16 protein-coding genes are annotated in these 23,473 nt (G+C 50.1%); 3 read left to right on the top strand and 13 right to left on the bottom strand.

From position 1 onward, the window contains the following. The 10 genes from ACIFSR_RS11965 to ACIFSR_RS11920 form a co-directional block, all read right to left on the bottom strand. Entirely contained in the window at positions 1–4,431 is a 4,431-nt protein-coding gene (locus ACIFSR_RS11965) for an S-layer homology domain-containing protein (RefSeq protein WP_430057556.1), read from the bottom strand. A gap of 385 nt (positions 4,432–4,816) precedes the next feature. After that, on the bottom strand, positions 4,817–6,946 hold the full coding sequence (locus ACIFSR_RS11960; protein ID WP_430057555.1) for a right-handed parallel beta-helix repeat-containing protein: 2,130 nt from the start codon (positions 6,944–6,946) through the stop codon (positions 4,817–4,819). Between the two features lie 41 nt (positions 6,947–6,987). After that, positions 6,988–7,803, bottom strand: coding sequence for a carbohydrate ABC transporter permease (locus ACIFSR_RS11955; protein ID WP_430057553.1), 816 nt, complete (start codon positions 7,801–7,803; stop codon positions 6,988–6,990). After that, entirely contained in the window at positions 7,800–8,693 is an 894-nt protein-coding gene (locus ACIFSR_RS11950) for a carbohydrate ABC transporter permease (protein ID WP_054028439.1), read from the bottom strand. The genes ACIFSR_RS11955 and ACIFSR_RS11950 overlap by 4 nt, the downstream gene beginning before the upstream one ends. Positions 8,694–8,753: 60 nt before the next feature. Then, positions 8,754–10,121: an extracellular solute-binding protein gene (locus ACIFSR_RS11945; protein ID WP_430057551.1), complete on the bottom strand. Its 1,368-nt coding sequence runs from the start codon at positions 10,119–10,121 to the stop codon at positions 8,754–8,756. A gap of 112 nt (positions 10,122–10,233) precedes the next feature. Next, positions 10,234–11,562, bottom strand: coding sequence for an ABC transporter substrate-binding protein (locus ACIFSR_RS11940; protein ID WP_339207617.1), 1,329 nt, complete (start codon positions 11,560–11,562; stop codon positions 10,234–10,236). Next, a complete protein-coding gene (locus ACIFSR_RS11935) occupies positions 11,540–13,105 on the bottom strand; it encodes a response regulator transcription factor (protein WP_339207616.1) in 1,566 nt (521 codons plus the stop codon). The genes ACIFSR_RS11940 and ACIFSR_RS11935 overlap by 23 nt, the downstream gene beginning before the upstream one ends. Before the next feature lie 3 nt (positions 13,106–13,108). Beyond that, positions 13,109–14,941 (bottom strand): sensor histidine kinase, encoded by a 1,833-nt coding sequence (locus tag ACIFSR_RS11930; RefSeq protein WP_430057548.1) that lies wholly within the window; start codon positions 14,939–14,941, stop codon positions 13,109–13,111. Between the two features lie 180 nt (positions 14,942–15,121). Further along, complete coding sequence (locus tag ACIFSR_RS11925; RefSeq protein WP_339207614.1) at positions 15,122–15,328, bottom strand: hypothetical protein; 207 nt, start codon at positions 15,326–15,328, stop codon at positions 15,122–15,124. A 137-nt stretch (positions 15,329–15,465) separates the two neighbouring features. Continuing rightward, a complete protein-coding gene (locus tag ACIFSR_RS11920; RefSeq protein ID WP_430057546.1) occupies positions 15,466–17,439 on the bottom strand; it encodes a glycoside hydrolase family 127 protein in 1,974 nt (657 codons plus the stop codon). Between the two features lie 137 nt (positions 17,440–17,576). Between ACIFSR_RS11920 and ACIFSR_RS11915 the strand changes: the two genes are divergently transcribed. Beyond that, the gene (locus tag ACIFSR_RS11915) at positions 17,577–18,449 is read left to right on the top strand and encodes a helix-turn-helix transcriptional regulator (RefSeq protein WP_430057544.1); all 873 of its coding nucleotides are present in this window, start codon (positions 17,577–17,579) and stop codon (positions 18,447–18,449) included. Position 18,450: 1 nt separating this feature from the next. Here the strand turns inward: ACIFSR_RS11915 and ACIFSR_RS11910 are convergent, their stop codons facing one another. Continuing rightward, complete coding sequence (locus ACIFSR_RS11910) at positions 18,451–19,473, bottom strand: dienelactone hydrolase family protein (RefSeq protein WP_430057542.1); 1,023 nt, start codon at positions 19,471–19,473, stop codon at positions 18,451–18,453. A 144-nt stretch (positions 19,474–19,617) separates the two neighbouring features. Here ACIFSR_RS11910 and ACIFSR_RS11905 point away from each other — a divergent pair, with 144 nt between their 5' ends. After that, the gene (locus ACIFSR_RS11905; RefSeq protein ID WP_430057540.1) at positions 19,618–20,832 is read left to right on the top strand and encodes an aspartate aminotransferase family protein; all 1,215 of its coding nucleotides are present in this window, start codon (positions 19,618–19,620) and stop codon (positions 20,830–20,832) included. A 111-nt stretch (positions 20,833–20,943) separates the two neighbouring features. On the opposite strand, the gene ACIFSR_RS11900 is transcribed toward ACIFSR_RS11905, so the two are convergent. Further along, positions 20,944–21,678: an SDR family NAD(P)-dependent oxidoreductase gene (locus tag ACIFSR_RS11900; RefSeq protein WP_430057538.1), complete on the bottom strand. Its 735-nt coding sequence runs from the start codon at positions 21,676–21,678 to the stop codon at positions 20,944–20,946. Between the two features lie 100 nt (positions 21,679–21,778). Here ACIFSR_RS11900 and ACIFSR_RS11895 point away from each other — a divergent pair, with 100 nt between their 5' ends. Then, positions 21,779–22,033, top strand: coding sequence for a hypothetical protein (locus tag ACIFSR_RS11895; protein WP_339207608.1), 255 nt, complete (start codon positions 21,779–21,781; stop codon positions 22,031–22,033). A gap of 15 nt (positions 22,034–22,048) precedes the next feature. Here ACIFSR_RS11895 and uxaC read toward each other — a convergent pair whose 3' ends face one another. After that, positions 22,049–23,455 (bottom strand): glucuronate isomerase, encoded by a 1,407-nt coding sequence (gene uxaC / locus ACIFSR_RS11890; protein ID WP_430057536.1) that lies wholly within the window; start codon positions 23,453–23,455, stop codon positions 22,049–22,051. Between the last annotated feature and the right edge of the window lie 18 nt (positions 23,456–23,473).

The raw sequence follows: 23,473 nt of genomic DNA, 5'->3' as shown, positions 1-23,473 counted from the left end.
TCACCTATTATACAAGTTATAAAGCACCACAGCTGCCTGCGCTCTAGTTGTCGTTCCTTTCGGATCAATTCCACTGCCGTTGCCCGATATGATTCCTTCTCTCACCAATGACGCTACGCTCTCTAATGCATATGGAGATATTTCCTCCACATCAGCAAATGAATCTAGATCAGACTTATCCCCTAGGCTAGGCGCTTTTCCTGCAATCTTCAGCGCTCTATCTATCAGTACGATCATTTCCTGTCTGCTAATCTCGGATTCCGGATTAAAAAGATTGTTTCCTACACCGGACGCCAAGCCAAGCGCCTTGGCTATCGCAATCTGCTTATAATAGTGTGCATCCTCTGCCACATCATGAAAATTATTTTTGGCGTCTGCGCTAAGCTCCAAGATGTCTACTAACAGCTTCAAGAAGTTTGCTCTTGTTATACTCTTTTCAGGCGAATAGCTAGTTTCACTTGTTCCATTTATGATGCCTTTGGATGCAAGTACCGATATCTGTTTTTCAGCCCATTTAACGCTTGATGTATCGTCAAATGTCTTTTTTACAAAACCTACCGCATAGATTGCATTTGCTTGTCCAGATACTGTAACTGTTCCGGTTGCCGCAACATATTTGCCATTAGCTACAATGGCAATTGAACCGTCTTCCGCCACTTTATATACTACAATATATTCAGAATCAGCCCGTTCCTTTTCATTTGGAGCATAATTTATGGATACTTTTGCGGTTGCATTTATTTTTTTATTATTTTTCAAAAGTTTCACATCCACAATCGGTCTATCTCCTACAAGTCGCTGTGTCTCCTTCGTCCATTGATTTTTGTCAGAACGACTTATGATTATATCAATCTTGCTGTTTTTATCATTTGCCAGCTCTTTTACGACATGATTCAGTAATGAAACGCTGCCAATTGCTGTCTCCAGCACAATATCAACCTTTTCCTTTGCAGCCGTATCTAAAGGAATGGTTATCGTATATTGTTGTATATTTTCCTTGCTGTTAAGTCGTACTGTTATTTGCTTACTTCCATCTTTTTTGACTTCTGCAGCTTTTATAGCCGCATCCATATCCAGCTCACCGATCAGTACTATTGTATTTCCGTCATTGTTCGGCTTTAGGTTTTTAAAGATGATTCCGTCTTTCGAAATTTCTGGTGTTGATGGTGTCGGCTGTGTCGGTTGTGTTGGCTGTGTCGGTGTATTCTCTACCCATCTCGCATGCAGAGTAATGTTTCCCGTTACTTTATCCGTTGAAAAATTCCATGCGGTTTTAAATGTCGCTTCTTTATACCAACCGTTAAAGGTATATCCTGTTTTGGCAGGAGTATTAGGTGCCGTGATCGTGCTGCCGCTAGTAACATTGGACAGGTCAGAAACATCGCTGCCGCCATTGCTGTTGAAAGTTACGGTATAGGTGGCTGGCACTATCGTCCCCAAACGATCGATTGCTCTTTGTAGTTCGTTTTTTGCCAAATCGATTTCAGCCTGTAATACATTCACATCAGCTAATGTATCCTTCGCTATCGCCAATGCCGCCTGAAATACTCCCCATACTTCGTCAGGCACATCGCCTTGCGCGAGGTCTTCATGTAAGTTATACAAGTGGCTCAATTCCGTCTTGTTGCCTGTAAAACTCATTAAATGCACTTTCGCAAGAAGATTTTCATATGCAGCCGTGATTTCTGCTTCGGATGCATCATCCTTCATATAGATGACATATGCTTCTACCAGCGCTTTTTTGATAGCTTCCTTGACCACAGGTACGAGATAGGAATAATTCAGCGTTAATTTTTGTTCTTCAACATAATCGATTAAATCTTTAATCTCCTTTTTGTGCGTAGATGGACTATTAACAGATTCTTCTATTCGGAAAGAATACACCTCTACATAGCTATTCGACGACGCTTGATTTTTGCTGTCCTGCACTTCAATTTTGATCGTGTGCTGACCGCCTCCCAAATCTTCCGAACGGAACAGCAAAGCTCCGGTCTCTCGGCTCGTCGAATACAGATCTACATTCGTCACATATTGGCCGTCGATATAGACATCGGCAATGCCATGATCGTCGCCGATAACGCCATACCATTCGATGAAATTGCCCATAAAGCTGAAGCTGGCCGTTGCACCCGCCTCTGTTGAATCGATCGATTTATTGGTAGCTCTCGTCGTCCACGTGCCCTTCTTCACGATAGCCGGATCGTTTCCGTAGACCGTTGTCACTTTCGGCAGCACTTTGATTGTAATAAGCTTCTCTGCAACGATTGCCCCATTTGATTTGGATTTGGCAATAACCTTAACCGTTCCCGTTGCCTGATTGGATGTCAGCAATCCGTTGCTGTCGATCGCAGCGAGAGTTGTTGTACTACCGTTAACTTCCCCGACAGACCATTCAACCGATTTGTCGCTTGCGTATTGCGGGATGACCGAAGCCGTCATTTGCATAGACGATGATAATCCCATCTCATGGCTTTCGCTGGAAATCAGCACATTTTTTACAGGATAATCTTCTTCTGGCGGCTGAGTCGTATTGTTATACACTTTAAACGCATCCAACTGCGCCTCTTGGGCTCCGGACTTATACACCACTTTAATTTTATGGGGCCCGTATGGCAGATCCGTCTTTTTGTAAGCCTCGAATTGGTTTTGTTCGGGGCTGCCGTTAAAGGCCCCGCTGCCCGTAATCGTGCCCGTCGCGATATCTTCATCGATATAGACGTCCATATTCGCAGACCATGACGCTTTATTGCCGATCACGCCGATGCCGGTACCCGTAAACTCAAATTCGACGGACGGCGATGCCTCCGTATTTTTGGAATAGTGGGTGTCGTTGTTATGGTAGCCGCTGTAGACGTTCGGGCCATAGGTCCAGCCGGTATTCTCGGAGTACTTGATCCGGGCGTCGTTATCGTTCACCAACACTTCCGGCTCAGGCTCTGCTTGACGGATCGCTTTCTTCAACGCAAAGAGAGCTTGAATGGTCGAATCCCCGGTCGTGCCGCCCTCCCACATTTTGATGTTAAGCGCTATTGGCACCTTTCTCTCCGATGCGCTCTTTACATTGGCAATCAACGTATTCGTATTGACCGTCAGATCAATCGTTTCGTTCTGGCTCGTAATGCCCCAGTTGTCGTTATTCAGCATTGGCATCCCCACTTGCTGCAGGCCTGCTTCTCTGCCCACCTTGAATATACCGTCCGCCGTAGGCTCCGTAATGTCTCCCCAAGTGCCTTCGCCAAAAATCATATCTTGGAACTCGGTGATCTTCGTCCCTTCCCAGGAATTATAAGATACAATCCGATTCGGATTGCCCGCCTTCGTCGCGAGGGCCATTCTCTCGAACGGCGCAGGATAATAGACACAGCCATCGTCGAAAAACCAGCCGTCCAAATTCGTTCCCAGAGTTGTGCCTATTTCCTTAATGACTTTTTCCCAGTTATCAACAAATGTACTGCGATCTCCGACTCCGTATTTTGTAAAATCGTTCGGCCAATTTTGTTTCGACTTCCAAGCCGGCTCCTGCTGAATACCTTGGTGGTAATACAAATAAAAGTCGATGCCTCTGGCTTTGGCGGCAGCTGCGATTTCACCCACCAAATTGCGTTCTGTCGTCAGCGAAGAATCGCCCATGATGTCATCAACCGCCTGCACAGGCATTTGCATTCTGTACTGCCACCATGTGATCGACCAGATGACGAAGCTTGCGCCCGTATCTTCCAGCATGTCCACAAACGCTTCGACATCAAAATCATTCGTGGAATCTTCCGCGTTCTTTTTCGATCCGAATTGCGGGTACCCCCATGTGCCGTACTGGAAAAACAAACCGTAGCCAGAATTGCCGAATTTGGCCCGTTGCTCGCTTCCAGCGGCTTTATAAGAGGCTGCCCTGTCCAAGTATGCCGCCTTGTCGGAAAGGCGGATCATATCAAGCCCCTTAATGGAAATATTCTGATTGGCACTCGTCACCTTCGTAAGCGTGATCATGCTTTCCCCCGGCGGGATTTGCAGTGCGCCGACTTCCGCTACTTCCCAACCGTTGTGCTCTTTGGTGAAATTCGTTTCGGTAGAGGATTGATTTTGCGTAACGGTCAGTTTGAACTGCGTACCCGCCGATGCTTTCAAATGCAGCCAAGCAAAATAATCGGTTGTTTCGTTCAAATCCGAACGCACGGTCCATTTCAAATAGTCGCTGCTTCTTGCACCAAAATTGTTGATCCAAAAATATTTCGGCACCCCGGCGTTAAATATGGTGATCGCATCTTCCCGTTCCGCCGCCGCCGCCGGCAGCATCTCCAAATTATCGATCGTTCTTGCCGGGTTAAGCACAAACGTTCCGCCTTGCTGGGCTTGTGCCGACACATTCGCCGCCGGCAGGAAAGGAAGTGTCAAGACTAACGCCAATATCATCGCCAACCACTTTTTTGCTCTCATTTTTCATTTGCCTCCCTCTTATTTTTCACTCATGATAGAAGCTGATCCTTTATGACATAACGGTCTCACCTCCTTTCCGCAAAGTCGAAAGCGCTTTCATTTAATGCTATTAAATTCCCCACTTAATAGTATTAAGCAGGGTTATGGTGAGAACGTCTCAATGCTTGGCCTTCGTGCTGATAGGACATGGGTTCCGTTATTTCAAAAAATATGGCCTCGTCAGCACCTTCAGCGGACATCCATTCCGTTATTCCAATGAAATACGGGTTCGATCTTACAAAATACCCTCGTTAGCGGAACGGATGTCCGGATTCAATCGGGAATGGGTAGATTGACTCGTAATAACGGATCAGATGTCCGCATCTTCCTCTCCTAAGTATCCGAGTCAGCCAAAGTCAGGGAAGTCATCTTCCAAGCCGAATTGATCCATCGGAAAGTTGCGGAATCCAAGCGCCAACGCGGGGGAATCCGGTCTAACGCGATAATCGCCTCCCTCGGGATCGATGAACAACGGGGCGCCAAATACGGAATGGACGTCCCAACCCATCGCTTGCCAATCGGACCATTCGTACGTCTCGGTCCGGCTCCCTAACGGACGGTAATGAACTCTAGCAAGAAACCGTCCCACATCGTTGTAGAATACATTGCCATCCAGTTCCCGCACCCACGCGCCATGAACGGGAGGGCCGATGAACTCATACAATACGCCTTTGGACACGCCTTTCTGGAAATCGATGTCGACCTCGGGGTTGTCCCATTCGCTGTCCGCGACGACGATGTTCCGGATGAACCGGTCGCTGTTCCCCTCGTATCCGATATGGATGCCGGGAGGATTGGCCCCGTTCACGAAAATATTGTTTTCGACCGTTCGGTGATCGCCTTCCCGCAGTTTAATCGATACGCCAATGCACAAGTTTTCCCGCACGACGTAATTGGAAGAGCCGTCATCCAGGTCGATGCCCCATCCTTTGCGATCGCGGAACCGATTGTTGCGGATGACGACCGGCTTCCTCGCATCCAGACAAACATCCCCGGCGCCATGTGACGCTGGTCCGTGGGATTGGGACATGCACCAGAATCGGTCTCGTCCCCATGAATTGAAGGGGCCGTGATCCCCAGTCTCCCTAACCGTGTCGTAGATATCGTTAAACTCAATGACGTGCCCGCCCCAAGTGCCGTCGTTTATGCAGATAGCAGCTCGCGGCAGCCGGAATATTTCGTTATGGCTGACGATATTGTCCCGGCTGACCGAGATGAACACGCCGGCTGTCTGCTTCCCGTATACGCCGATATCGTGGATTTTGTTGCTGCTGACCGTAATTTCGGCAGGGTAAGCATGCTGGCTACCGAGCGTGAGCGGCTTCGAGCCGACCAGACAAACGCCGCTTTCTCCGATGTCATGCATCCAGCAGCCATGTACCCGGTTCCCCCGGTTGTACAGGCTCATGAACACGGCATTTCCACCCACGGCGTCGAAGCGGCAATACGCGATCTCGCAATGCTCCGCCCCTTCCAGTAAGACGGCTCCTCCTCGGTGGATCGTCCAGTCTCCAAGCGATGGCGCCTCGTAAGCTTGGAGGTAAGTCGGCGCCGCATGCCTAAAGGTTAGTCCGATAAACGATACATGCCGAACGGGATTCCGTTGCGTTCCCCTGCATAAGACGATACCATCCAAGACCGGCACTTCCACGACGGCAGCTCGGAGATCGAGGCCGACAGGCGGATAATAATAGAGATATCCACATTCCCGGTCCGCATACCATTCGCCCGGCGCATCCAGCTCCTCGAACACGTTCTCGATGTAATAATCGGAACGCTCGTCGATGCCGGTGCCATCGGCCCCTTGCATAATGTCGTTAATCTGATAGCCGCCGTCGCCCAGATGTATGAAGCCCGCTTCACGGTCGACTTTCTTCACGCGCCATTGCAGGTTGCCCCATCTGGTTTTGCCGAAGATGTGCACGACAGCATCTTCCGGGTGCGCCCAATCCTTGCCGGTAAATGTGGCGGGGTCGAAGGCGAATTCGGCATGAGGCCACGTAGCCGGTTCATGGAGAGGACGCAAATAAGCAGGTTCGCCATTTAAGGTATTCGGATAGCGGGCCCGTATCTGCCTCGCGCCGTTCACGTACAGCTCGGTGAACAAGCTCTCCTTCGAGACGCCTCGCCACTCCGGGATTTCGCATACCCAGATGCCGTCCCGGTACGGCTCCCATTTCCCGTGAAGCCGCATGCCTCCGCTAACGACGGGACGCTCGCCGGGGTAAGCCTGGTAGCGAATCGGAGCTTCTTCCGTCCCGGAATCCTCCGCCGTCAGCGCGAACGTCTCGCCCACGTAATACGTGCCTTCCCGCAGCCATACCGTTGCCGAGCGCACCCCCGCGGTTCCCGTACTTCTAAGTTCCCTTCTTGCCCGATCCAAGGTGGCGAACGGCTCTCTCTCCGTTCCCGGAGCGCGGTCGTCCCCATGCAGGCTAACGTAATAATTGACCTGCGTCTGTTCTTCCTGTCGCATTGTTCCATCCTCCTACACGCTTTGACTTCGCTAGCATTTACCTAATCTTTGACTGCTCCAGAAGTAATTCCACTTGTGATGAACTTGCGCGCAAACGTAAAGATGATGACACCCGGCATCCCCAGCACAACTAGCGCCGCGTTGAATTTCCCCAGGTCGGCGGGAGAAAAGCCGAACAAGCCTTTTAGCGTATTGACGGCAACCGTAGCCGTCAGCACGGACTTATCCGTCAGGAACATAAGCGGCAGTAGAAAATCTTGGAACGACCACATGATCGAAAGCACCCCGAGATTAATTAGCGCAGGGATGGATAGCGGCAAATAAATGTGTATGAACGCCTGCAGCTTGGAAGCACCGTCGATCGAAGCCGACTCCATCAGCTCGGGCGGCAGATTGTCGTAGTAGTTCCGCAGCATCAGGACGGCGAACGGCAGCGTAAGAACCGCTTCCGAGAAGATGACGGCCCAAAGCGTATTGTAGAGATCCAAGTTTTTCAAAATATAATAAAATGGAATCAAAATGACGACGCCAGGTACGGCCAGACATAGTAGAACCGATACATAAATGGCTTCCTTCGCGAAAAATCGAAGCTTGGAGAAGGCGAAGGCAGCAAGCGCGCCTATCGACAGCAGCAGAAATGTCGAGCCGCTAGCAATAAGCGCCGAGTTCCAGAACGTGCCTATAAGCGAAATGCCGTTCAAATCGCTGGTGAACAAATCGACGTAATTCTGAAACCCGTTCACTTTCAGCGAATTGCGGATAGCGGTATAAAACGGAAACAGCCAAACAAGAGCGAAAGCATACAAAAATACGCTAATGATTCTCTTCTGCTTGCGGTTTGCGAGAGCGAAATTCATGCCCGTCCCCCCTTTCCCGTCCGAGGACGATAAGCGATAAGCTGGATGACGGATATCCCCAAAGCGATAAGGAGCACGATGACGGATGCCGCGCAGACGTAACCGATATTCGCCCCGGCGGACCGGGCAAAGGAATAGATATAGACGCTCGAATTCTCCGTTGTGCCCGCCGGACCGCCTTGCGTAAGCAGGAACACCCTTTCGAATTCACGGAAGCTCCCGAGCAGCGTAGACAATATTATCGTTTTATGGGCGTTCTTGAGCAGCGGAAACATAACGCTCCACAGCATACGTCCAAGTCCCGCTCCATCGATAACGGCCGCTTCGAGTATGCCGGCATTAATCGTCGTCATATCTGCGTTATAGTACATCATGGGTAGCCCGATTAGAAACACAGAGATGGAGATGATGGACATGTAAGCGAGCGTCGGATCGCTTAACCACCGTTGGGCAAGGAAATCGAGACCGATGCCGTGCAGCAGCTGATTCAGCGTGCCAAAGCGAAACTCCAGCATGATGGAGAATACCATCGCGATCAGAGCCAGCGGCATGAAAGACGGGATAAAAAACAGCGATCCCAGCAGCTTAGAGCCTCTGATCCCCATATTCAAAACGACGGATACCAAAAATCCGACCGACAAGCTGATGAGAATGGCGGCCGCCGAATAAGCCAAATTGTTGACAATAGAGCGCAAAAATCGGTTGTCCGACAATGCGGTGACATAGTTGTCCCAGCCCACGAACGTCGCATCCCTGAACGACAGCGTCTGGTCGTAGAAGCTGGCATGCACGATAAAATAAAATCCATAAACCAAAAAAACGGAAAACAAAAGCAGCAGCGGAGCGATAAACATAAACCCGACTACATGTTCCCTGCCTGTGATTTTCATAAGATGCACACTCCCTCCTTAGCAGGACAGGAGCAGCGACATGCCGCTCCTACCGGGCTATCATTCGTTCGGGTATTTGCCCGTCTGAAATTCTTTTTCAATCGCTTTGGCCGTCTCTTCAGGTGTCTGGCTGCTTATGAGCAGCTTCTGAAGCTGTTGGCCCGCGACATCGGAGAACGGGGAATTGTTGTTCCGGTCGGCCGTCGGGAAGCTGAGCAGATCGGTTAACGTCTTATAGGATTGCTGCGCCGTCGGTGTCGTCAGAAGAGAAGCATCCGGCGCGAAGCCCGTCTTGTTGGTCGAGAAGGCGAACGTCGAGGCGAGCATGTCGTTGCCTTCGCCGAATACGAGGAAGTCGATCAGCTGCATCGCTTCCTTCGGATGTTTGGAATGCGCCGGTATGCCGATGCCGAGATCGATGAAGGATCGGATCGACGGTTTGCCGTTTGCTTCGATGGCCGGAATAGGCAGGACTCCTACGTCGCCCACGTCCACTTGGTTGGACTTGCGGAAGCTCTCCAGCAGCAGGTTCGCCTCCCAAGTGCCTTGGATAAAAAACGCCGCTTGGCCGGAAGTAAAGGCGGTACGGGAAGACGTATAGTCCATATCGAGTACGTCGTCTTTGCTTATGATGCCGTCAACGAAAATTTTCTGGAAGCTAGCAACTGCCTGCGTAAACTCGGGTCCGTCCAGCTTCTTTCCGTTGTATCGCCACTGGTTGAACAGGTCGGATTGCTGACCGGCGATCGTCCAGACGAGCTCATCCAAAATCCATGCGTCCTTGCCGCCGACGGCTACGGACAACTTGTCGCTCTTCGTCTCGCGAAGCTTATCGGATACGTCCTTCAACTCCGCGTAGGTTTGCGGTGCCGGCAGACCAAGCTCATTCAAAATGTCTTTGTTGTAATACATAACCATAGAGCCGACAGAAGCCATCGGTAAGAACTTCAGGCTGTCCGCTTGGGACTTCGCTTGCGCGACGCTGTTCTCGTTAATGACCGATTGCCAATCTGGCCGCGCTTCGGACAGCAGCTCCTCCAGCGGCAGCAGATCCGCCTGGATTTGCTTCGGCATCGCCCCGGTCTGAACGCCTACGACATCCAGGTCTTCCTGCGTGCTGAGCGCCATCGGCATCTTCGTCTGGAAGTCTTTGCTCTCCATTACCGTAAGCTCGACTTTAATGCCCGGATTAGTTTCTTCGAATTTCTCGATAACCGGCTTGTAGAGATCCGCGGACGGATGCCACGTCCAAAATTTCAAGGTGACAGACTCCTCGCCGCTCACCGTCGCGGACGGCTTGTCGCTTTCAGCCGGTGTACTGGCATTTGGCTCGCCGTCCCCGTTCGATGTGCCGCACGCGGCCAGCGTCATGGCAAATACGAGGAGCACGCTTAGCAACGAATAAGCTTTGTTGACTGGTTTCTTCATGAATAAACCCCCTTCGAGCATGTATAAAGCGCTTGCAAAACAAGCATAACATGCGCCGAAGGGGGCACCTATGGACATTCCACATGAGTCGATATGGAAATCTTACATCGTTTTAGCGGGGATATTGGAACTCGGGGATGCCGCGATCAATCGCGGCTTGCTTGCGGTAATTGTCCATACCGGTGAGCGCCTCCCGGGTCGTAATGGCGCCTGTCATCGCTTGCCGGACCCACTTGGCCATCTCATACTGGCTGTAGCCTACGATAAACGGAGTGACGGAGGGAGAAGTGTGACGATCGATCTGCTCCTTGTTCTCCACATATTGAGGGGTTGGCTGATTCGTCGTCACGCTGTAGAAATACGTTCCCGTCTTCAGATCGCGGTAAATGTCATTCAGCACGGAGGGCTGTGCAAGGAAACGGATGAACTGCATCGCCTCCTCGGCATGGCTGCCGTTTTTGTTGACCATAAGCATGGCTGCATTCGGTCCTTCGTACAGCTTGGCGTCCTTGCCGCCTACGAAGAGGGGCATTATCCCAAAATCGCCTGCCAAACCGGGATATTTCTCGTCCAGATCGGAATACAAATAATCGTCCCATGACATGACCATAGCGTAATCGCCGCTATGCAGCGCGGTCGGCAAGCCGTCCCAGTTGTTGCTGGCCGAATCGCTACCGAAATACCCATGATCATACATCGTCTTGTACCAATCTACGACTTCCTGGACAGCCGGCACGTCGGCCAAATTCACTTGGTTCGAATTCAGTGCTTCCACCAAACCCGGCGTTCGTTTGGCTGCATAATCCATGCCGAATTGAGGCATTAGCGGCCATACGTCTTTGCTAGCCAAATAGACCGGAACGATGCCTGCCTCAAACAGCCTCTTGCATAAGGAAAAAAATTCCTCCTGCGTCTCAGCAACCCGCAAGCCCAGCTTTTCAAATATGCGTTTATTATATAAAGTCCCACTGGTGGAGGCCATCCATAGGGGCAAGCCGTACAGCTTGCCGTCCTTCGACAGGCGCGGCTTCACCTCTTCGGTTAGGTCTGCCACCCAGTCCTCACCGCTCATATCGACGAAGTTACGCTCCGGATGCAAGTCGCTGAGCGCAGCCCCTCCGAAGTGCATGACCAGGTCCGTAATTTCGCCAATCGCGACCCTCTTGCTGATTAATGTATCGACTGTATCGATCGGAAGAGCCTGCAGCTCGATCCGGTTGCCGGTCTGCTCCTCGTAGAGCGCGATAGCCCGCTTCAGAATCGGCTTGACCGTCCAATCCTGGTTGCCCATCAGCGTTAGCGTAATCGCCTGCGACTTGCCCAGTGCGACCTCCGTCTCATTATTTCCTGTGCTGCATCCGAAGAGGAGCGCAGCGAAGACGAGCATCAGTATAACACTCGTACGGATGAACTGCCCGTTACAAGCCCCCGTTCTGCCCATCCTTGGCCCTCCTATCCTTGTATTCCCTAGGGCTGATCCCCGTCGCGTTTTTGAATACTTTGCTGAAGTACAGACTGTCTTCGTAACCGACGAGCTCCGCGATCTGGCGGAGCGACAGCTCCGGCCGATCATGGATGAGCGCGATCGCTTTGTCAATGCGGAGCTTCGCCAAATATTTTCCAGGCGGCATGCCGACTACGTCGCTGAACACGTTTGAGATATACGTTTTGTTATAGCCGAACACTTGCTGAAGCTTGTCGCTTCCGATCGGCTCCATGAAGTGTTCGTCCAAGTAACGCCGGACGCTTTCCATCAAGTCTTTTGCCGAACGGTCCGGGCGGCTCTTAGCCAAAGCCGCATATCCCTCCTTCATATATCCGCAGAACTGTTTTACCGCTTCATCCAGTGTTCGGCAGACGGATAAAAGCTCGTTCGCATCAAAAGCGGCCATTGTCGAAGCGATTTCCTTCGGCCAATGTGCATGGAAGGAACGGACGATCGCTGCGAATAAGCTCTCCACCTCGGGCTGCCCGTAGCCTTCTTTACGCCACTCTCTGACCCATCCTTGCATAGCCTTCTCGAACGATTCATAGTAGGCCGAATGAGTCAGACTGCGGCAGGCTTGATCCAGCTCAGACGACAAGACGAAGCTAGGACGCCGCATATCGCCTTGCATCCATACACGCGCTTCGCCGAATCTCGTCTCACGGGCCAATGCTTCCCTGAGCTTACGAAGCGTAACCGCGAGATTCTCCTCGGCAACAGGCTCGGAGACGGCCATATTAACAACCCCTTCATCCGCTTTCGCACGGGATGTCCATGCTGCCAGCATGGATTCCGCAGCCTCCCGGTGAACGTTTCCCGATTTGGGGCCCATTAAGGCGCGAACCATGACTCTCTCATTCGACGCCCAACCGCTCATCCACCATACGGGATCCGCTTTCCATTCGGGGCTTATCTCCGCCTCCATGGCGTCATCATCCCATTGGCTATAGAAGTCGCCTGGCGAAGGCAGCCGATCTTCCCAAGCGCCTGTCCGGTAGGGTCCTCTCCTTATAAGCAGCAGCTGATAATGCAGATACCCCGGATTAGCGGGTTCCTCTCCAAAGTCATCAGAGAGCTGCAATGCCCGCTTTATATAGGCTCGTTCCGCTTTAGATTTGCGCTTGCGAAGCATGACGGAAGCTTTGGCCAGCGCTTGCTCCAGATGGTCTTCTTTCAGCGGCTTAAGCAAATAATCCCATGCGTTTTGCTGCAGGGCTTCGCGGGCGTAGTTAAAGTCGCTGTATCCGGACAAGATGATGCAAGGGATCTCGTACCCTCTACCGGACAGCACCCTCATCAATTGAAGCCCGTCCATAACCGGCATCCGGATATCTGTCACGATCAAGTCCGGCTTCGCTCCGTCCTCCAGCAGCTTTAGCGCTTTCGCACCGTTGAACGCCGTATGCGATACGGCAAAGCCTTGGGGAGAAGACTCGATCATTCCCTTAATCATTTGAAGGATGGGCGGTTCGTCTTCAATGAGCATAATTCGGTTCATGCCTTATCGCCTCCCCGTTATCGTAAATACCGTGCCGCCGGCCGGAGATTGATCCACCCGAACCTCGACGGCCTCGCCATAAAATAAGTGTAGTCGGGCAACCACATTCGCCAGGCCGATGCCATTGCCCTCGCGTATCGACAAGCCGCCATCCGCTTCTGCCACTTCAGCAAGACGATCCGTTTCCGCTCCGGGGTCGTCTCGGAGTCGCCCGATTTGCTGTCGTACTCTCTCCAGCAGCTCCGGCGACAAGCCGATTCCATTATCGGCGATAGAGACGGTCCACGTGCTTTCGCCGACCGTACCCGACACGGCAAGCTTCCATGGCGGTTCGATTCCCGCGAATCCGTGCTGGAATGCGTTTTCGACGAGAGGCTGCAAAGATAATCGCGGAATGGAAACGGGACCGATCGCCTGATCGATGTTCATTTCGATCTCCAGAAATCCTTCGTACTTGCTCCGCATCAACGTTAAATATTGCTCCACATGTTCCATCTCCGCCCCGACGGTGGAATCCTTTCGGTCGAACTTCATCGTGTAGCGAAGCATATCCGAAAGCGCAATGCACATTTCCACCACCTTCGGATTGCCCGAGCTTCTGCCATTGGCCGCGATTACCGTCAGCGTATTATGGAGGAAGTGAGGGTTGACCTGCGCTTGCAGCGCGTTCATCTGCGCGACCATCTCTCGTTGCTTGGCCACCTCCTCTTGGCGCATCGTCCGCTTCAGCTCGTCGAGCAAGCCCTGAAACGCCAAGCCGAGCAGTGTAATTTCGTTGCGGGTTCTCAGCTTTGATGGGAGCAGCTCCAGCTTCGCAAGATCGACATTAGCCAGAGAATCCTTCAGTCTACTTAGCGGTCTTGTCACGCGGCTGGTATAGAGATAGAGTGCCAGCAACAATACGGCCATCACCGCCAAAAAAATCGTAACGGAACTATGGCGCAAATACGCGATAGGCCTGCGGTAAACGGATACGTCCTCGATCAGCAGCACCGTCCAATCCACCTCCGTCAGCTTCGAATAAAACACCATCTCGTTTGTCCCGGAAAACTGCATCTGAAAATGCCCGAATTCTTCATCCAGCAGCATCTTCAAGCGGTCGTTCTCCTCAATATTGCCGGCAATGTCCGGACTTAAGCTGCTGAACAATTCGCTGCGGTCGGGACCGAGAATAAGCACGTTGCCGAAGGACAGGTCGTTGCGGAAGAAAAAGAGGTTTTCCAGCTCTTTTACCGAATAGCTGACCTCCACGTATCCGTACACATTGTAGTTATCCCTAAGCGGACGTACGATCGAGACGACCTTATCTCCCGATTCGGACCATGGATCAGGATGGGGCGGTAAAAACCGTTTATAATCGTCCATGTTCAAGTATTCTCGAAACATAGGCATGGCGCGAACTTGGAATTTGTCGGCTTTCACATTGTCCATCTTATTGCTTAATCCCAAATAATCGCCGAAGCGACTGACGATGCTAATTCGTCCTTTGAGCGGCTGCAGCGACGTGAAGGATAGCAGTGTATTGCGCACTTCCGCACTAATTTCCGGGTGTGCGGTGAAGTAGTTCTCCTCGGAATTGGACGCGATCCCCTTCAGCACACCCAAAATCGAGTCGGATGCATTGACGGAGATTGAAAGCTTGTCCATTTCCTCCAGCATGTCGTCGACTTGCTCCTGAAGCTTGATCGTCGTCTGCTGCTTGTTTTGCGCCATATCGTTTTCGATCAACGATTCATTACGGAAATAATGAATGACGTTAACGATCGTAATCACGGAGAACAGGAAGATGGACAATGTCAAAAATATGCTAGTCTGATATCTTAACGATCCGAACATGCCGCCCCCTTGCCGCGCGAAAAAGTAAGCGCATTCTATATTGCTTCTACTAATGTAACAAATAAGGAGTGTTGAGTGAACAGGACAATCTACAGATGGCGGTATGGAAAATTTACGGAGCAGAAAAAAGGCCATCAAGTCGGGTCTCCCCAACGTGAATGGCCTTCTCGCTATCTAATCTTATTCAATGCCTTGCTCTTTCGCTTTCGCGTTTACTTCCTCGATCTTCTTGTCTAGACCTTTGGCCTTGTAGCTGTCTTTGGTCGGAGTCGACATGTACGCCAGACGGATGTCGTAGTCCGGCACTTTCGTGTTGTACAGAATCCATTTGATATAATCGACCCCAGCTTGTCTGATGACTTCATGGGTAATCTTCGTGTTGTTCATGTCATAAGCGTCCGCTGTTTCGTAAGCTATCGAGTTTTTTCAGGGAGCGATAAGCGATTACTCCCGAATAATTTTCGGTTAGCAATGACAAGTTATGTTCTTATTTTCCGTTCAAAAATGCTGGAATTCCAAGTTGTCTATATACGTTCCTTCACCCATACCGCCATCTCGCCTTTGCCGCGATTCGCCCATGCGTAATAGGGAATAAACGTAACATCCGTCTGCTCAAGAGCTGCATCTGCGTTGGTGCGGTAAAGCTGAGTGCCCCAATCCTCGAATTGAAGCTTAAGCGCCTGCGCCTTAATCACTTGGATGCCGCCAATCAGACTTTGTTCAAACGTTTCCTCCAGCTTGGCATCCTGCGGCAGAAGCAGCTGCTGAAGCTGCTTCCCGTTGTCCGCTTCCTCTAGGCAATAGACGAGCGGCCCGCGCTGCAGCGCTACCTTTCCAGCATTTTGCTTCACTAGCGGATGGCTTCTTACTCGTAATATAGGCATATCGAGTGCAAGCTCCACAACGTCGCCGGACTTCCACTCCCGATCAATTCGCGCATAGCCGTCCACGATTTGATTCGTAATGGAATAGGCTTCTCCGTTTATGAGTATCGCTGCATTGGAAGACCAGTCTGGTATACGCAGCGCCAAAGTGAATACTGCCGGCTCGCCGAGTGTCACCTCAAAGCGTGCTGAGCCTGCCCAAGGCATATTTGATTGCTGATGAAGCTTGATTTTTGTATCACCTAATGAAAGCTCCATTTCCCCGCCGATATACAAATGCGAATAAATGGTATTACCTTTTGTGGAATACAAATATTCGCCAAGCGAGGCAAGCAAGCGAGCAATATTAGGCGGACAGCATGCACAGCCGAACCACTCTTGGCGGACAGGCTTCACATGGTTAAAGTTTTTGTTTCTTCCTTCACATACATCAGGCGTTACCTCCAGCGGATTCACGTAGAAGAAATGTCTGCCGTCGCGCGACATGCCTGCAATAACAGTATTGTACAAAGCACGTTCCATGACATCCGCATAGCGGCTGTTAGGCTCGAGCTGAAGCATGCGATGAGCGAAGAAAATGAGGCCGATTGATGCGCAGGTTTCTGAATATACCGTATCATTTGGCAGATCGTAATCGAATGAAAAAGCTTCGCCCTGCGCCATTGATCCAATACCGCCAGTAATGTACATCTGCTTGGAGGCTATGTTGTTCCACAATCTGCGGCATGCCTCAAGCAAAGACTCGTCGCCCGTTTCGCGTGCAACGTCCGCCATACCCGCAAGCATATAAACGACACGTACCGCATGACCAGTCGCCGCTTCCTGTTCACGTACTGGAAAATGCGCTTGGAAATAATCCGCTTCGATATGAATTTTATTATTGCTCCAATGCGAAGTTCTGCCCCTGCGGTCAGCCTCTGCTTCGAAGAAGCTGGGCTGCTGGCCGCGCTTATCAATAAAGTAGCTGCTTAGCTCCAAATATTTGCGATCACCCGTTGTCTCATATAATTTCACAAGCGCCAGCTCAATCTCTTGATGGCCGTCATAGCCTGCAATTTGCCCAGGTCCATCACCAAACACGACAGCAATATCATCTGCAATGCGGCACACAATATCAAGCAGCTTCTTCTTGCCTGTTGCTTTATAGTAAGCTACTCCAGCCTCGATCATATGGCCTGCGGTATAAAGCTCATGGCACTCTGTCAAATTTGTCCACTTCTTGCCCGGCTCTTTAATCGTATAGAAGGTATTCAAATAACCGTCAGGCTGCTGCGCCTTTTCAATAATGTCGATCATTTCGTCAGCAATTTGCTCTAGACCAGCATCTGGCTTTGTCTCAAGCAAATAAGCGACCGCCTCCAGCCATTTGGCTACATCGGTATCTTGAAATACGAAGCCGTAAAAATCCCCTTTTTCTAAACCTGCCGCAATTTTAAAATTACGAACCGCTCCGCTTCGTTCGGCTCCCTCTACTTGATCATTTATAGCATCCCATTGATAGGGTACAACAACATCCCTAACTAGATTAATATAATAATTCCAAAATGAATCTTGAATATTGATCTGCTTAAGTGATACGGGTTTAGCATGGTCCCTGCTTGCGATTTGCTCCATTTATTAAAACCCCTCTTCCGATATGAATAACTTTCATACTGCTGATCTCTATTTTATGGGTTAAAATAAAACTTAAATACAAACGAAAATAACTAAATACTTATAAAATTTCACACAAGCAGGGAGTATAATTGATTATGATAGCAGCATCAGAGCATATTTATTTTGCAGCCCCTCCGCTTCCCTATTACTTAGAGAGCGGCGTTACGAATCACGAACGGGGCGATCAGCATCCGAGCCGGAAGCAGCTAGGCGTATTTGATCTTCTTATCGTAGAACATGGCTGCTTATTTATAGGCGAGGATGAGCGGAAATGGCAATTAACAGATGGTCAAACCTTGCTTCTGCTGCCTGACCGCTATCACTATTCTGTAAAACCTTCCGAGGAACAAACACGCTTTTACTGGGTTCATTTTCAAGCGGTGGGGGAATGGCAGCAAACGGAGCTCGATCACTCAGGCATTAACCAAGAAGAGCATTACAATCGTTTCTTAACTTCTCCTTACTCCCTTCACCTGCAGAAAGCATGGACGCTCCCCTATCCAGAGCAAGCGTTTCGCTTAATGCGTACGCTGAACAAAGCTGGAGGAGAGCGTCAGTCGAGTGCATTCTGGACGCAGCAGCAGACATTCGAAGAGCTGCTGCGCATGATGGATCTGCGGCAAAATGACAACTATACAAGCCCCATTGTCACCCTAGCTGAGAAAGCGGAGGCTTATATAAAAAATAATTATCGATTCGAAATTTCAAGCAAAATGATGGCTGAAGCTCTCAATTTTCACTATAACTACATTACCCGCTGCATGAAGCAGGTGTATGGCATGACACCTATCGACTATTTATCCAAATATCGGCTTGAGCAAGCCAAGCTGCTGCTGCTCAAAACAGAATGGCCGGTCGCAGAAATCGCGCAATATGTTGGATTTGAAAATGTTCCATACTTCTCCAATTGCTTTACGCAGCAAATCGGGTTGCCGCCTACGAAGTTTCGCAAGCAATATACGACGTAATTTAAGGCGATAACGTTTGCTTCAACCAATCGTAAGCCAGTCGGCCGCTTATTTCATGCTTGCCCGGAAATACGTCCGTTAAAAGCTTGTCACCAGCTCCATCCGCCTCATAAATGGCCTGAATCTCTGCTGCCGCCTTCCGAAAGCCTGCTACCGGAAAAATCGGATCATTTTCTCCAGATTCAAGAAATAATGGACGCGGAGCAATTAATCCGATCAATTCCGGCAGCTCCGCGTGAACGAGTAAACTTGGCGTGTAATTATCAATGCAATGATGAACAGCAAAGATGCTGTCTTTAACTGTGCTCGCGAAGCCAGTCAATACCGTTGCATTTATGCGCGCTTCCAGCACAGCCGTCACAAACCCAATTAAACCTCCCCCGGAAAAACCCATGAGGCCAATCCGATCAGCATCCACCTCTTTGCGCGTAGACAAATAATGAAATGCTTTTAACGCTTCTGATACGCGCAGGCCGGTCAATGTCTTGCCAAGCATCATCAGCTGCGTTGACAGCCGGTAGCACGAGCTTGGCGTATCTGGATTAAGCGCAAGATCGGCATGGAGCCTGCGCTCGCCGAAGCCGATGACGTCTGGTGCGATCACGACCATGCCCCGTTTCACGAGCTGAACGGCAAAATGCTGATGGCTGCCCGGATCTTCATCATCTTGTGATCCATCCTGCCGCAAACCAACAATTTGCCTGCTCCCATAACCATGACCATGCAGTACCAGCACACTCGGCTGCGGCCCCTGCACATCAATCGGAATAAGCACATACGCGGCAAAGGTCAGCTCTGGCGTAGCCGACAGCTCCACGCGTTCGCGAACATATCCATCGCATTGAACGCGCTCAAGCACCTTCGGTATATGTGCGGGATTAGGCTCGAACTGGCCTACCAACTCTCGCAGCGCTGATTTCAGCTTCGGCCTGCGTTCATTTCGGAGCTGCAGAGTTCGAAGCTGTTGATGCCGAGCAATGGCTTCGTCATATAGCTTCGTTAAATAAGAATCACCATTCCACATCGTGATCTCTCCTCTTTATTTGCGTTTTTGTTGTCCACTTCCCTACATTCTGTTGTCTTTAATAAAATTCAAGCAAAGTGGTTGAATCTTTATTCTTAATGTTGTATATTTATGCAATACAATGAATAACCGGGAGGCACGTAAATGATTCAGATGGAAAAGTCAGCAACAAAGGCATTATTAGAAACGGCGGAGAAATCGGTTCTTTTTACGGCGCACCGTCCCAGCGTCGTGATGGAAAAAGGCAAGGGTATGTTTTTGTGGGATACGGATGGAAATCGTTACTTGGATTTTGTCGGCGGCTGGGCGGTTGCAAGCTTGGGGCATTCCCCTGCTGTATTGCAGGAGGCATTGTCACGTCAGGCTTCAACGCTTGTTCATGCAAGCCCCGGTTACTATAATAAACCAATGATTGAATTCGCCGAGATGCTGACCAGCGTCAGCGGTATGGATAAAGCTTTTTTTGTAAGCAGCGGTGCTGAGGCGAATGAAAGTGCAATTAAGCTGGCAAGAAAACATGGCTCTGTTAATTTGAATGGAGCATATGAGATTATTACGTTAACGAACAGCTTCCACGGACGCTCGCTAGCTATGATGTCTGCAACTGGGAAAGCAAAGTGGAAGGATCTATACGCTCCAAAGGTCGAGGGCTTTAAACATGTACCTATTAATGACCTTGATGCTTGCTTTGCTGCGGTTACGAACAACACCTGTGCAATTATGGTCGAGCTCGTGCAAGGGGAAGGCGGCGTTCATTCCGTAGATGAAGCGTATTTGTTCGGATTGCGTAAAATATGCGATATGTACGGCATGCTGTTAATATTTGATGAAATACAGACGGGGATGGGCAGAACAGGCAAGCTGTTCGCTTATGAGCATTACGGTATTATGCCTGATGTCATCACCTTAGGCAAAGGCATTGGTGCTGGCTTTCCGTTAGCGGCGATGCTGACAAAAAGCAAATATGATTTATTTGAGCCGGGAGATCAAGGCGGAACCTATACAGGAGCCCCGCTTGCCATGGCCGCAGGTTATGCCGTGCTTCAGGAACTGCTGGAGCAAAACTTGGCAAACAACGCTAAGCTGCAAGGCCAATTTCTAGAAGGCAGCCTTCGTGATCTTTCTCACGAATTTCCGATTGCGAATATTCGCGGCAAAGGACTTCTGCTCGCATTTGACGTACCTGAGAACACCGCTGATGAGCTTGCTGCGATTTGTATGCGTGAGGGACTGCTTATCAATGCACTGAATTCATCTACCATTCGCCTCGTTCCTCCATTAATTGTAACGCAGAAGGATATCGATCTCATGATATTCATCCTGCGCCGCTCTTTCCGTCAACTGCTTGCTGCTAAATAATGACTCATTCGTAACGAGCCAGCTGATCCAGCGAATGCTGAATCGGCTGGTTTATTGAAGTGAGCTCTTGCGCTAGCCTCAGCTGCACAATCGAATCCGCGTCTCTAGCTTCTACCAATTCAGCACATTGCCTGCATAATCCACGTATTCACAATCTGCTGCCGCAGCATCCAAGCTTATGCGGGCTTCAACTAGCTTTAGAATAGAGGACGCCGATTGCTCAGGCGTAAGCGTTGCTGCAGCATCTAACTTGCCCTGCATATACGTCTGCACCCAGCCTGGGTGCACAACTAGTACACGGCCTCCCAGCTGCTTAATGCCATTATGGATCAGCTTGGATTGCATGTTCAGCGCTGCCTTTGACATACAATACGCATACCAGCTGTCCCGGTAGCAATCACTTATGCTGCCCGCCTCCGACGAAATATTGAGCAGAAACTTTGATTCTCCCTTGAGCAGGAGCGGCATAAAGGTCTGACTCATCCGCAAGCTGCCTATAGTATTCACATTAAAAACATCAAGCATCTCCGCGTAATGAAGCGGATCCAGCACCGTTGCTGTAATATCTCCCAATATCGCTCCGTTATTGATTAATAGGTCCAGCTGATCCGTCCTTGCAGCTGTTGCCGCGAACGCCCTCGCCACACTCTCATCACTTGATATGTCCAGCTGCAGCACCTGCAGCCGATCTGCATGTGCTTCTTTTAACTCATCAAGCTGCGGTACATGGTCCGCATATTGTCCAGCAAAAACGTCATATTCCAGCTCAAGCAAGCATTTCACGAGGGCCAAGCCTACTCCTCGATCTGCTCCGGTTACGAAGGCTGTTTTCTTCAATACAATCACTCCTATTATACTTATTGAAATCATTGCGAATGATGGATAAGCTGCTCCGCATAATCTAGTTACGGTTGTAATGCGCCTAATTAGCAGGAGGGCTCCCATTTTGCGTACACGAGCTGCCAAAAAAGAAGAATTTGAAATATACATTGTTCCCGCCTGGAAATGGAAGGAGTTCATTGCCTTTGAGCTCATCGGCGGCGCGGCATTTTATTTGCTATGCCGAAAAGCAGTGCATTCCGAGCTATTCGGAATTGCCGCGAATATAGCCGGACCGCAGATGCTCAAATTTTTGATGGCTGCTTATCGCTTGGATACAAAAAAACGTCCCACAGCCCCCGCTGAGCTAGCGGAATTGTAGAACGTTTCAAGCACGCTAGAAGCCGAAGTAAGCTTTAGCGTTGCGATAAGAAATATTTTGAACCATTTGCCCCAGCAGCTCCATATCTTCCGGCGCCTCGCCATTCTCGACCCATTCACCTAGCAAATTGCAGAGCAAACGCCGGAAATATTCATGTCTGGTGTACGAGAGGAAGCTGCGAGAATCGGTCAGCATGCCAACAAAGCGGCTAAGCAGTCCTTGATTGGCAAGCGTATTCATTTGATCAAGCATACCATTTTTTGTATCGTTGAACCACCATGCAGAGCCAAGTTGAATTTTCCCAGGCACCCCGCCCCCTTGGAAGCTTCCAATAATGGATCCCAGTACATCATTGTCCTTGGCATTTAGCGAATACACGATTGTTTTCGGAAGCGCGTCGTCCATATCCAGCGCATCAAGCAGCCTCGTTAGCGGGTAAGCTACGTCGCTATCATTGATCGAATCAAAACCCGTATCCGGTCCGAGCTTGCCAAACATGCGCGAGCTGTTGTTTCTAGCCGCATTGATATGGAACTGCATCGCCCAGCCGCGCTCGGCATACAAACGTCCCAAGAAGAGCAGCGTGAACGTTTTGTATTGCTTCTCTTCTTCTAGGGAGACCGTTTCCTTGTTCAAAGCTTTGGCAAAAATAGCGGCAGCATCAGCCTTCGTTGTCTCTGCATACGCAACGTAGTCCAGCGCATGGTCAGATACTTTGCAGCCCACCTCAGCGAAAAACTTTACTCTTGCCTCAAGCGCATCAAGCAGCGCGTCATAGCTGTCGATCGTCGTTGCAGCCGCCTCTTCAAGCTTGCCAACCCATTCTAGAAAAGTAGGACGATTGATTTCCAGCGCTTTGTCAGGCCTGAAGGAAGGCAGCACCTGTACGTTAAAATCATCTAAAGCTTTGATCGCGATATGATACTCCAGCGAATCAACAGGATCATCTGTCGTGCAGATGACCTCAACCTTGGACATGTTGACCAAATCACGCGCTTTAAATTGGCCTGTCGCGAGCTTCGCGTTAACCTGTTCCCATATGGACGGCGCATTTTTCTCATTAATAAGCTCATAAATGCCAAAATAACGACGAAGCTCCAAATGCGACCATTGGTACAGCGGATTGCCGATCGTTTGTGGAACTGTTTTGGCCCATGCTTCAAAGCGCTCGTAATCGGTTACTCCCTCGCCGCCTGTTACAAAACGCTCCTCTACTCCATTCGCACGCATTGCCCGCCACTTGTAGTGGTCACCGTACAGCCATGCCTCCGTAATGTTCTCAAAGCTTTTATTCTCAAAAATTTGCTGCGGACTCAAATGGCAATGGTAATCAATGATCGGCATGTCCTTTGCAAAATCATGATACAGCTTAATCGCCGTTTCGTTTGACAACAAAAAATGATCGTCCATAAATGGCCTCATTCCAGCTTCCTCCTCCGC

This window comes from Paenibacillus sp. NRS-1760, from assembly GCF_050467785.1.
Lineage (GTDB): Bacteria > Bacillota > Bacilli > Paenibacillales > Paenibacillaceae > Pristimantibacillus.
This window is presented reverse-complemented; position numbering and strand designations above follow the sequence as displayed.

Excerpts from the sequence above, each read along its gene's own strand:
- ACIFSR_RS11930 (WP_430057548.1), bottom strand. The coding sequence starts at position 14,941 with ATGTTCGGATCGTTAAGATATCAGACTAGCATATTTTTGACATTGTCC.
- ACIFSR_RS11915 (WP_430057544.1), top strand. The coding sequence starts at position 17,577 with ATGATAGCAGCATCAGAGCATATTTATTTTGCAGCCCCTCCGCTTCCC.
- ACIFSR_RS11945 (WP_430057551.1), bottom strand. The coding sequence starts at position 10,121 with ATGAAGAAACCAGTCAACAAAGCTTATTCGTTGCTAAGCGTGCTCCTC.
- ACIFSR_RS11910 (WP_430057542.1), bottom strand. The coding sequence starts at position 19,473 with ATGTGGAATGGTGATTCTTATTTAACGAAGCTATATGACGAAGCCATT.
- ACIFSR_RS11905 (WP_430057540.1), top strand. The coding sequence starts at position 19,618 with ATGATTCAGATGGAAAAGTCAGCAACAAAGGCATTATTAGAAACGGCG.
- ACIFSR_RS11960 (WP_430057555.1), bottom strand. The coding sequence starts at position 6,946 with ATGCGACAGGAAGAACAGACGCAGGTCAATTATTACGTTAGCCTGCAT.
- ACIFSR_RS11935 (WP_339207616.1), bottom strand. The coding sequence starts at position 13,105 with ATGAACCGAATTATGCTCATTGAAGACGAACCGCCCATCCTTCAAATG.
- uxaC (WP_430057536.1), bottom strand. The coding sequence starts at position 23,455 with ATGAGGCCATTTATGGACGATCATTTTTTGTTGTCAAACGAAACGGCG.
- ACIFSR_RS11955 (WP_430057553.1), bottom strand. The coding sequence starts at position 7,803 with ATGAATTTCGCTCTCGCAAACCGCAAGCAGAAGAGAATCATTAGCGTA.
- ACIFSR_RS11925 (WP_339207614.1), bottom strand. The coding sequence starts at position 15,328 with ATGAACAACACGAAGATTACCCATGAAGTCATCAGACAAGCTGGGGTC.
- ACIFSR_RS11920 (WP_430057546.1), bottom strand. The coding sequence starts at position 17,439 with ATGGAGCAAATCGCAAGCAGGGACCATGCTAAACCCGTATCACTTAAG.
- ACIFSR_RS11940 (WP_339207617.1), bottom strand. The coding sequence starts at position 11,562 with ATGGGCAGAACGGGGGCTTGTAACGGGCAGTTCATCCGTACGAGTGTT.
- ACIFSR_RS11950 (WP_054028439.1), bottom strand. The coding sequence starts at position 8,693 with ATGAAAATCACAGGCAGGGAACATGTAGTCGGGTTTATGTTTATCGCT.
- ACIFSR_RS11965 (WP_430057556.1), bottom strand. The coding sequence starts at position 4,431 with ATGAGAGCAAAAAAGTGGTTGGCGATGATATTGGCGTTAGTCTTGACA.